Origin of the sequence: Thermococcus sp. PK, assembly GCF_000430485.1 — an archaeon.
In the GTDB taxonomy this organism is placed as follows: Archaea; Methanobacteriota_B; Thermococci; order Thermococcales; family Thermococcaceae; genus Thermococcus_A; species Thermococcus_A bergensis.
The window spans coordinates 249,137-259,437 of sequence record NZ_KE387150.1; the positions used below are offsets into that span (position 1 = coordinate 249,137).

11 protein-coding genes and 1 pseudogene are annotated in these 10,301 nt (G+C 44.7%); 7 read left to right on the forward strand and 5 right to left on the reverse strand.

Translation table 11 applies throughout. The features are described from left to right. Positions 1-395, forward strand: a pseudogene (locus THEPK_RS12715) (transposase); the annotation flags it as partial. Positions 396-513: 118 nt separating this feature from the next. Here THEPK_RS12715 and THEPK_RS09435 read toward each other — a convergent pair. The 3 genes from THEPK_RS09435 to THEPK_RS09450 form a co-directional block, all read right to left on the reverse strand. Then, a complete protein-coding gene (locus tag THEPK_RS09435; protein ID WP_042701252.1) occupies positions 514-921 on the reverse strand; it encodes a NifB/NifX family molybdenum-iron cluster-binding protein in 408 nt (135 codons plus the stop codon). 299 nt (positions 922-1,220) lie between these two features. After that, a complete protein-coding gene (locus tag THEPK_RS09445; protein WP_042701256.1) occupies positions 1,221-1,841 on the reverse strand; it encodes a NifB/NifX family molybdenum-iron cluster-binding protein in 621 nt (206 codons plus the stop codon). Between the two features lie 95 nt (positions 1,842-1,936). After that, positions 1,937-2,329, reverse strand: coding sequence for a NifB/NifX family molybdenum-iron cluster-binding protein (locus THEPK_RS09450; protein ID WP_042701258.1), 393 nt, complete (start codon positions 2,327-2,329; stop codon positions 1,937-1,939). 71 nt (positions 2,330-2,400) lie between these two features. Between THEPK_RS09450 and THEPK_RS09455 the strand changes: the two genes are divergently transcribed. The 3 genes from THEPK_RS09455 (at position 2,401) to THEPK_RS09465 (ending at position 5,321) form a co-directional block, all read left to right on the forward strand. After that, on the forward strand, positions 2,401-3,261 hold the full coding sequence (locus THEPK_RS09455) for a nucleotide-binding protein (RefSeq protein ID WP_042701260.1): 861 nt from the start codon (positions 2,401-2,403) through the stop codon (positions 3,259-3,261). A 5-nt stretch (positions 3,262-3,266) separates the two neighbouring features. Beyond that, entirely contained in the window at positions 3,267-4,154 is an 888-nt protein-coding gene (locus THEPK_RS09460; RefSeq protein ID WP_042701262.1) for a nucleotide-binding protein, read from the forward strand. A 258-nt stretch (positions 4,155-4,412) separates the two neighbouring features. Further along, complete coding sequence (locus THEPK_RS09465) at positions 4,413-5,321, forward strand: radical SAM protein (RefSeq protein ID WP_232194575.1); 909 nt, start codon at positions 4,413-4,415, stop codon at positions 5,319-5,321. Here THEPK_RS09465 and THEPK_RS09470 read toward each other — a convergent pair. Then, entirely contained in the window at positions 5,280-5,648 is a 369-nt protein-coding gene (locus THEPK_RS09470; RefSeq protein WP_042702245.1) for a DUF134 domain-containing protein, read from the reverse strand. The genes THEPK_RS09465 and THEPK_RS09470 overlap by 42 nt on opposite strands. 329 nt (positions 5,649-5,977) lie before the next feature. Between THEPK_RS09470 and THEPK_RS09475 the strand changes: the two genes are divergently transcribed. From THEPK_RS09475 to THEPK_RS09485, 3 genes are all read left to right on the forward strand, one after another. Beyond that, positions 5,978-8,281, forward strand: a complete 2,304-nt coding sequence (locus THEPK_RS09475) for a DEAD/DEAH box helicase (protein ID WP_042701265.1) — start codon at positions 5,978-5,980, stop codon at positions 8,279-8,281. 13 nt (positions 8,282-8,294) lie between these two features. Further along, complete coding sequence (locus tag THEPK_RS09480) at positions 8,295-8,729, forward strand: DUF257 family protein (protein WP_083965074.1); 435 nt, start codon at positions 8,295-8,297, stop codon at positions 8,727-8,729. Positions 8,730-8,928: 199 nt separating this feature from the next. After that, positions 8,929-9,168: a hypothetical protein gene (locus tag THEPK_RS09485; protein ID WP_042701267.1), complete on the forward strand. Its 240-nt coding sequence runs from the start codon at positions 8,929-8,931 to the stop codon at positions 9,166-9,168. On the opposite strand, the gene THEPK_RS09490 is transcribed toward THEPK_RS09485, so the two are convergent. Then, a complete protein-coding gene (locus THEPK_RS09490; RefSeq protein ID WP_042701269.1) occupies positions 9,165-10,007 on the reverse strand; it encodes a M55 family metallopeptidase in 843 nt (280 codons plus the stop codon). The two genes, THEPK_RS09485 and THEPK_RS09490, sit on opposite strands and share 4 nt — an antisense overlap. Between the last annotated feature and the right edge of the window lie 294 nt (positions 10,008-10,301).

Below are 10,301 nucleotides of genomic sequence, written 5' to 3' on the forward strand. Positions count from 1 at the left end.
GGTAAAAAGCAAAACTTCATACTCTCCCACGTTTGGAGGTTTAATACAGTAATACAAAGGCTAAAGGAAGTTGCTGAAGAGTATAGTATTGAAGTTGTGCTTGTTGATGAGGCTTTCACTTCTCAAACCTGCCCTCTCTGCGGCCAGCGCCACTCTAATGGTAGAATTTTAGGGGTTTATTCAAGTGCCGCAGGGAGGGCGTTGTAATGAACGCTGACTTGGTTGGAGCGTTTAACATTTTGAGAAAGGCTGTTGAAACGATAACCCCGAGCCTTTCCGCTCTAGCGGGGGGTAGGGGTAATGGGGGGAAGACCCTCCCCGAGGGGCTGAAAAGCCCTCCTCTAATGGGTTTTAGTGAAGCCCCTCAAACCTCCCTGCCGTTGGCGAGGAGCTAAAATGGACCCTCGCCCTTCACGGCGGGAGGAGGTCAGGGCAAGTTTGCTGTACTTCATAGACTTCACCAAAGAAAATAGGAAGAGAAAGTATAAACGACTTTCCCTTAGGAATAAATAATCACCAATTACCTCGCCCTCTTCCCATGCCGTGGCCTCTACCCATTCCACCGCCTTCAGCTCCCAACACTGCTTGGGTTAACTCTCCTCTCAGAAAAGCCCTTACTGCGTCCTCTACCCTCATGGTGGGAGGAGCTGAGACGAACTTTATACCTGAAGCTTGAAGTACTTGGGCAGAATTCGGGCCAAATTGCCCAGCTATAACAACATCTACCCCTTCATCTATGCAAAACTGAGCTGCTTGAACTCCAGCACCTCTAGGAGCGCTTGCACCAGGGTTAGGAACCACTTTAACGTTCTTTACTTCTCCATTTTCAACATCCACTATAGTAAATGTAGGTGTTCTCCCAAAGTGTTGGTTGACAAAATCATCTAAACCTCCTTCTACTGTTGCAACTGCTATTCGCATCTTACCACCTCCAGATAAATTAGGGAAACCGAATTTAAAAAAGTTTGCATAAGCTCAAAAACCTCTCCAAGGATGGGCCCTCAAAAATTGCCGAAGGACGAAAAGTATCAGAAGACCCAGTGCATACGGCAGAGCTACCAAAAGGAGCTTCACCAAAAAGTAAAGCATCCCAACTATAATAAGCGCATCAATCAAACCATAAAACCCTCTAAAGGGATAACCCATAAAATTATGCCTCAGATGGTTTCTTCTCATCCCGCGTGGCATTTTCAATCCTCCAAAAAGTAGGGAAAAAGAGCTCACCACCAGCCAAAGAATCTCGCAAACCAGTTCCTTCTATTTGGCATTCCTGTCCGAGGGCAGTACCCAAGTCTTGCTCCCCATCCATTGCCTCCTCTTCCCCAGCCACGTCCAAATCCCCTGCCAAAGCCACGACCTCTACCTCTACCCCATCCATAACCGGGACCAAATCCGTAAGCAGGATATGGTGGGACTGCATAAGGAGGAGTTGAAGTAGGAGCGTAATTTCCTGGTTGATTTGCAGGAACCATTGGGCCATATGAAGGCATTATTTCTCCTGTTTGCTGGACTTCCCCTTTGATAACTCTCTCCACAGCTTCTTTAATTGGAGTTCCTGCCGGAAAGATATAGTACCTTATTCCCGCTGCCTGAAGGGCCCCCATGGCATTAGGTCCTATTTGTGGGGCTATCACAGTGTCAACACCCTCATTTATTAGTGCCTGCACTGCCATCGCACCCGCTCCTCCTCCAGCGTAGGCTGCTTGGTTTTGAATTACTTTCACGTTCTTTATTTCCCCGTTTTCAACGTCGACTATTGTGAAAGCTGGTGCCCTCGCAAACACGGGAGCAATTGTATCCTCCAGCCCTCCAGAGGTTGCACTTGGTATTGCAATCCTCATTTTTCATCACCTCCTTCTATTATGTGCATATGCACAAAAACTTAAAAGTTTTTCGGTTAGCCTAATTAACAGGAAATGATTGGTAAAGATTACGATTATGTTTTGGATTTCTTTTCTCGAACTTCTTCCAGAAGTTCTTCGAAATGCTCAACAACTCTTCTAATAGCACTTTCTAAATCTCGAGTTCGTGTAAAGAACACCACTTTGTTTGTCTTATCTTTTATACGAAGGAAATTTGGCCCCATTCTGAATGCTGCAAGAACATCCACCTCCTCCAGCTGGTTGATTATAGCTCTAAACTTTCCTGGATCACCATGCCTCTCATCCTCTTCTCTCATCGTTTTAGCTTTGTTTTCCCGTTTTTCCAGCAATTCAATGCTCCCGTCGTCGCAAATTTTGTAGATAAGGAAGAAGTTTGAATCTCCGTAGTGGGCTTCTGTCAACATTTTCTCGTCTTCCATTCCGAATGCCACCTTTAGGCACCTCACCATTACCACCAATATAGCATATGCACAAAATTTTTAAAGTTTTAGGTTTCCCTAATTGTGGAGGTGAGGTGATGCAGATAGCAGTGAGTGGAGGGAAAGGAGGAACAGGAAAATCGACGGTAGCAGTTAACCTCGCGATAGCCTTGCGAGAGTATTTCGACTTAGCTCTGGCGGATTTAGACGTCGAGGCACCAAACGATCATATCCTCCTTCGAGTTGAGTTGCAAAATGAGGAACCCGTTCATATGTTCATGCCACGTTTTGACTATTCGAAGTGCACAAAGTGCAGAAAATGTGCCGAGGTTTGTGAGGAAAACGCAATAATCACAATGAAGGATGGAACACCGTTTCTAATGCCCACCTTATGCTCTGGGTGTAGGGCTTGTGAAATAGTCTGCCCAGTTACAGGAGCAATATTAGAAGGAGAAAAGCTTATGGGACACACTTACCTCACTGAGACGCCTTATGGGTTCCCTTTAGTTACCGGAAAACTGCTGGAAGGTGAAGAGAGAGCAATGCCCATTGTAACTGCAGCAAAAAGGAGGGCGAAAACCCTTAACAAAGAGCTTTTGCTAGTGGATACTGCCGCCGGTACAAGCAACACTGTTTCCAAGGCATTGGAAGATTCAAAGCTTCTCATAGCGGTTACTGAACCCACTCCACTTGGCCTTCATGACTTGACCCTTATCCTCGAGCTCGCCAAATTAATGGGCATAGAGGCATGGGTTGTTGCCAATAGGGCTGATATTGGAGAGAAACAGAGAGTAAAAGAGATAGTGCAGAAATACAACGCCGAGATAGTTGGGGAAATCCCATACAGCGAGGCCATTATCCGGAGTTACGTTAAAGGAGAACCCATAGTTTTAACCGATAGCAAAGAAGCGGGGATTTTCAGGAATCTTGCTAAAAAAATAGCTGATTATCTGGGGTGATTGAAATGCAGGTTGCGATAGCGAGTGGAAAAGGTGGAGTAGGAAAATCGAGCGTAGCTGCTTCACTCATATACCTCCTAAAAGACGAATACTCCCTAATAGCTGTTGATGCCGATGCCGACGCTCCAAACCTCGACCTGCTCTTTGGAGTTGAAAGTTGGGAAGAGGAAAAAGAACTCATAGGTGCAAAAGTCGCAAAGATAAACACCGGCACCTGTGTAAGGTGCGGCATATGTGCTGAAAGATGCCCCTATGACTGCATAAAGATTGTTGATGGGAATTACGTGGTTAATGAGCTAACTTGTGAAGGTTGTGGGGTTTGTAGACTTGTATGCCCCGTGGAAGGTGTAATAACTCTAGAGGAAGTTCGCTCAGGCATAATCAGGAAGACTACAACAAAATACGGCTTTCCCTTAATTTCCGCTCAGCTTGATGTTGGAAGACCAAACAGCGGGAAACTGGTCACGGAAGAAAAAGAATGGGCTAAAAGGATCATGAAGGAGAAAGGAATAGAGCACATGATAGTTGATTCGGCAGCTGGAATAGGGTGCCAGGTGATAGCAAGCCTCGGAGGGGCGGATGTAGCAATCCTCGTAGCAGAGCCAACTCCCGCTTCATTAAGTGATGTGAAGAGGGTTTACAAGGTTGTCCAGCACTTCAGAGAGCCAGCATACCTTATAATCAACAAAGCAGACTTAAATCCGGGCTTTAAGGGACTTTATGAATTCGCCGAAGAAGAAGACATCCCAATAATCGGTGAAATCCCATACGATAGGGCAATCCCAAAAAGCATGGTAATGCTTAAGCCGGTAGTTGAGGCATTTCCAGATTCAAAAGCCTCTACAGCGCTCAAAGAAATAGCAGAAGTCGTTAAAGACGAAATCTTAAAGTAGCTCTCTTCTCTCTAATCTTTGGGCACTTTCAGAAATCTTCATTAATGTTGAGTTGTAATGAGGATTAGTATGAGAAAGTGTAAGCTGTGCGGATATGAATCTGAAGAAATTAGCGAATCAATTAGGGTCTGCGTTAACTGCTTGCGAGAAAATCCAGAAGAAGCGCTAAAAATATCAAGGGAGTCCCACCGGAAGTGGCGTAGGCTCATAGGCTTGCCTACAGAAGTGCCAAGAAAAGGCATTCAATGCCTGCTTTGCGTGAACGAATGCAAAATTCCGGAGGGAAGTTCCGGCTACTGCGGGATAATGTGGAACAGGAAAGGAAAGTTAGTTCCCATAACTGGAAGCTTTGATAAGGCATATCTCCATTGGTATCTCGATCCTCACCCAACAAACTGTGTCGCAGGGCCAGTTTGTCCGGAAAAAGAACATAGAGGATTTTACAACCTAGCGGTCTTCTTCGCTGGATGCAACTTAGATTGTCTTTTCTGCCAGAACATAGAACATAAATACATGATAAAAAACGGGAGCATAGATCCCTTTGAGGGAATTCTCATAGGCTCAAAAGAGCTGGCAGATATAGCAATGAGAAGTAGGGTCTCATGTGTGTGTTATTTTGGCGGTGACCCTACTCCACACAGTCCCTATGCAATAAAAACCTCAAGAGAAGTTATTAAAAGGGCTGAAAAAATTGGAACAACAAAGAGAATTTGCTGGGAAACAAATGGTCTCGAAAATCCAAACATGATGCGGGAGATGGCAAGGTTAAGCTTGAAAAGCGGAGGGATAGTGAAAATTGACTGGAAAGCCTATACTCCAAGTGTCTACGAAGCTCTAACAGGAATCAACGGAGAAAAAGCCCTTCAAAGGATAAAAGAGAACGTAGCACTCATAACTTCAATGGACAATAGAAAAGAGCCTCCCTTACTAGTTATAAGCACTCTTGTTGTGCCCCATTACATAGATGAGGAAGAGGTCGGTGGAATAGCGAGGTATCTTGCCCAGCTGGATCCAGATATACCTTACATCCTTCTGGCATTTGCTCCTCAACATCTAATGCACGATATTCCAACTACCAGCAAAAAACAAATGGAAAATGTGTACAATGCGGCCAAAAAAGAAGGATTAAAACGAGTCTTCGTCGGAAATATCTGGCTCCTTAGATGACTCCACTTTTGGAACTTCATTTCCCTGTGCAAGGATTATTAGCTCTCTCCCTTCAACAAGCATCTGGGCTACCTTTTTTCTTGCAGAACTTAGAGCCCTCCAAACCGTGCCTCTAGAGACCCCCATCCTCTGCCCAGCTTCCTCCTGCGTTAAGCCCTCGTAATCCACCAGCCTTAAAGCCTCAAACTCCTCGTAGGTCATGAAAATCGGAGGTTGTGGAGGGCCAAAAGGGGGCTTGGCAGGATAAAAATGTCTAACCTCAGGTATGAACCCTATAAACCTCATTTTTCGCCTTCTTCCTCTTCCCCACCCCATTCCTCGCGGCATTTTAACACCTATCTTAAAGTCGGGTTTTTCCTTTTTAGAGTTTTCGTGCAGGACAATATCAATAAAGCTCTCCAATATTATTTTCTTCTTTGAGCTCTTGTTCCTTCTTTTCCACCCACTTCTCCATCCATTTAGAATAAACTCTAAGAAGGATGTACACCAAAATAATTGAGACAACAATCCCAACAAGAGATTTATCCGTAACGGGCCTACTCGGTATATAGGGCATCTCCTATCATTTTCACATAAGGGGCTTTTATATTTAAGTTTTTGGATGAGGATACTCAGCTCCGGCGTGTTTATAAACCCTCCCATCCAAGAACATTGTGATGTACCTGCGTAAAGACATTATCCAGCCGAGGGTTTATCAGGAGGTAATCTACGCAAAGTGCAAAGACAGAAACAGCTTAGTTGTCCTGCCGACTGGTTTAGGTAAAACGCTGATAGCCCAGATGATTGCCGACTACAGGCTTTCTAAATATGGGGGCAAGGTTTTAATGCTGGCTCCAACAAAGCCCCTAGCATTACAGCATAGAGAAAGCTTTTTGAGGCTTTTTAACCTCCCTGAGGAGAAGATAAACACTCTAACAGGTGAGATACCGCCCGAGAAGAGGGAGGAAATATGGAAGAAAAGCGTTATCATTACCGCTACTCCTCAAACGATAGAAAATGATCTCGTTGTTGGGAGGATTAGCCTTGAAGATGTTGTCCTGCTCGTTTTTGATGAAGCACACAGAGCTGTGGGGAACTATGCTTACGTTTACATAGCCAAGGAATACATGAGACAGGCAAAGCATCCCCTAATTTTGGGTCTTACGGCTTCTCCCGGGAGTGATGAGGCAAAGATTCGTGAGATTGTTAAGAACCTCTTTATAGAGCACATTGAGGTCAGAACCGAGAACTCTCCCGATGTTAAACCTTACGTCCAAAGGATAAAGTTTGAATGGGTTAGGGTTGAGCTGCCGGAGATTTACAAAGAAGTTAGAAAAATTCTAAGGGAAATGCTCAAAGATTCGTTGAAGCCTTTGGCTGAGGCAGGGCTTATCGAGAGCGCTTCTCCAGATGTTCCGAAAAAAGAAATTCTCAAAGCAGGGCAGATAATAAACGCCGAGATGGCAAAGGGCAACTATGATGTAGGAAAACTCATGTTTTACCAGGCAAAAGCCCTGAAGCTCCACCATGCAATAGAACTCCTTGAAACTCAGGGTTTATCAGCTTTGAGGGCTTACCTTAAGAAACTATATGAAGAGGCCAAGAGGGGAAAAGCGAAATCAACGAAGGAACTGATGCAGGACCAAAGAATGAAGAAAGCAATAGCCCTTCTCGTTCAGGCAAAGGAGCTCGGGCTCGACCATCCAAAGCTCGATAAGATGAAAGAACTTATTAAAGAGCAATTGAGCAAAAAGCCTGCCTCAAAGATAATCGTCTTTACAAATTACAGGGAAACTGCAAAAAAGATCGTAAAGGAGCTCCTTCAAGAGCAAATAAAGAGCATGCGTTTCGTGGGGCAGGCCAACAAAGAAAACGACAAAGGTTTAAGCCAGAAGAGGCAAAAGCAGATTTTGGACCTCTTCTCTCAGGGAGAATTCAACGTTCTCGTTGCCACAAGCGTTGGGGAAGAAGGTCTGGATGTTCCCGAGGTAGATTTGGTTATCTTCTATGAGCCGGTTCCCTCCGCTATAAGAAGCATCCAGAGAAGGGGAAGAACCGGAAGGCATAAGCCCGGAAGAGTTGTCATCTTTATGGCAAAGGGCACAAGGGATGAAGCTTACTACTGGAGTTCCCGCAATAAGGAGAAGCAGATGATCTCTCTCTTAAAGAAGGTGGAGGATATGGTTAAAAAAGAAAAACAAGCCTCTCTCTTAGGTTTTGTAAAGCCGAAGGAGAAGGAGGAAAAAGCTGAGGAAGTTGTCGAAAAGGGGGAAGAGCCAGAGAAAGATGTGTATGAAAAGCTTCCTATAAAGCCTATTTTTGTGAAAAAGCCGAAAGGGATTGTAGTTTATGTTGATTCACGCGAGCTTAAGAGCCAGGTTCCAAAATTGCTGAAAGAACTTGGCGCCCATTTAGAAGTCAAAACCCTCGATGTTGGGGATTACATAGTGAGTGAGGATGTGGCTATAGAGAGAAAAGCCGCTAATGATTTTATCCAGTCAATAATAGATGGCAGGCTTTTTGATCAGGCAAAGCGTTTAAAAGAGGCCTATCCCAGACCGGTCATTATTATCGAAGGAGAGCTCTACGGAATTAGGAACGTGCACCCAAATGCTATTAGAGGTGCCTTGGCTGCTTTAACTGTAGACTGGGAGATCCCAGTCCTTTTTGCTAAAGACCCAAGTGAAGTTGCCAGTTACATTTACCTCATAGCCAAGCGGGAACAGGAGGAGAGAAAGAAGGAAGTGGCCGTTAGAAGTGAGAAGAAGGTCCTAACATTAGCTGAAAGGCAGAGGTTGATTGTTGAGGGGCTGCCCTATGTGTCAGCAACCTTAGCAAGAAGGCTCCTTAAACATTTCGGGAACGTGGAGAGGGTTTTCACGGCAAAAGAGAGCGAATTAATGCAGGTGGAAGGAATTGGAGAAAAAATCGCCAGAGAGATAAGAAAAGTCATAACAGCACCATACGAAGAAGAAAAATAGAACTCATGCATATATAAAGCAGATAGAACTTTCTGGACTCCCAAATGTGGGAATGGATGAGATAAAGGTGATAAAGCTTGGGGGAATCTTGAACGTGGGACAGGTAATAGGCAAAGTCTCCGTGAGTGAAACTGCTATCCTGCAAAAAGAATACGACCGCATATTTGAGCAAATAAAAAAAGATAAAATAGTGAACATAGTCGTTGGGTTTGATAAGTATTTGACTCTCTTGGGAGACAAAAAAGACATTCTTAGTACCCTGCATGACGTTCTAAAGTACGTGGGGAATGAGAAGAGGATAGCCTTCTACTTCGTAGACAGAGATTTGTTGGAGCTTTCCATACCCATGACTCTTCCAATACTGGAAGAAGGATTCACTAGAGTTGTTAGAATTGAAGGGAATCATAGAAACCCAAAATTCACTATTCTAAAGTCTTTGGGATTTTAGTGTGCCCCGGAGGAGCGAAGGGGAGTCACAGCTCGCCCCTCGCTCATCCCCCGCGGTTTCTCCGGGGCATTAGTATTTAGCAGGGAAAAATCAAAAGCTTTCCCATAACCGGGAGGAATAAATGTCCCAAGACTTCATACCCATGGCTCATGAAAAAGGTTATATAGGGCTTCTTCTCTAAAATAAAGTGGTGATAGCTATGAAAATTATTGAACTGGATATAAAATTGCCCTATGATGCAAGAGGAAAAGTTTTGAGTAAAATTTTGGGTGAAGTTAGGGGAAAAATTAAGGACATACACTTCTTGCCCCCCACATGCAAGGGTGTTAGTGAAATAAGAATGGAAGTTGCAGAAGAAAACGTTCAAAAGCTTCTCGAAGATCTCAAAAAGATAATAAAAGATGGAAAAATAAGCTTCAAGATACTGAGCGAGGCTTAGCGCCTAAGTAGTGATGTAACTCCGCCAGCAGCAAATACCAGCAGCTGGAATGCTTTGTACGCCTCGATGATGTCTCTTGCTTCAAACTCTACTGTTTTTCCGTCTATTCTTCTTGCCCCGGGGAGAAGTTCTCCGGCGTCCGCCATGCCACTGTTGTTGAAGGTTAGTTTCACCCTAACCGGATAGTCAAGTTTTAGGGGCTTTGTTTCCCCGTTTTTGTATTTTTCAACAGCTCTGAAAACGGCGTTCTCAAGTTCTTTCTTAATTTTCTTCATGCTTGGGCTTATAGCGGAATACCTTGAGAATGCCTCTTTGAATGCCACTCTCTCAGCCCATGGAGTGAATTTCTCCACGTCGTCTTCAAGAAGTTTCTTGTCTCCTCCAACAAGGATTACCGGAATGTTGAAATGTCCCACAGCAAAACCGTTTAGGAGAAATTCGCTAACTTCAATGCCGTTTAACTCAAGTTTTCCAACGTTTGCACCGCTGTAAGTGTGGTCAAAGATTGCATAAGGTGTTCCCGCCTTTGCGTGATAGCCAAGGAAAAGGGCAACGTCACAACCCTCAGCCCCGGCTACCATTGCCATTGGCCTTGGATAGCCCCTAACGAGGTAAACGTATTCGGGAAGCTCCTCGGGAAGGAGGTTAACCATTGGGCCATGGCTGTCAGCTATAACCACTTCGTCAAACCCCGCCCTGTGAAGGGCATCCGCAGCGGTTAAAGTTATTTCCGTGGCTATTTTCCGAGCCTCGTTGTATAGAGCGCCTTTTTCTACCAGATGCTCCAGACTTACAACAAACGGCATCCCTTCTAAGTCCACAGATATGAAGGCACGCATGTTGGTCACCCATTAAAAATTCAATCGAAGGGTTAAAATAAGTTTCGCATCTTGCAGAAAAGATAAATAAAATGGATACAAAACAGGGAACAGGGAAACTAAATGAGCCAGGTAGTTGAGTTTCTAAAAATGGTTATGGGGATTATTGTGTTGCTCATTCTGACCTCCTTCCCGCCGTGAACGGCGAGGGTCCATTTTAGCTCCTCGCCAACGGCAGGGAGGTTTGAGGGGCTTCACTAAAACCCATTAGAGGAGGGCTTTTCAGCCCCTCGGGGAGGGTCTTCCCCCCATTAC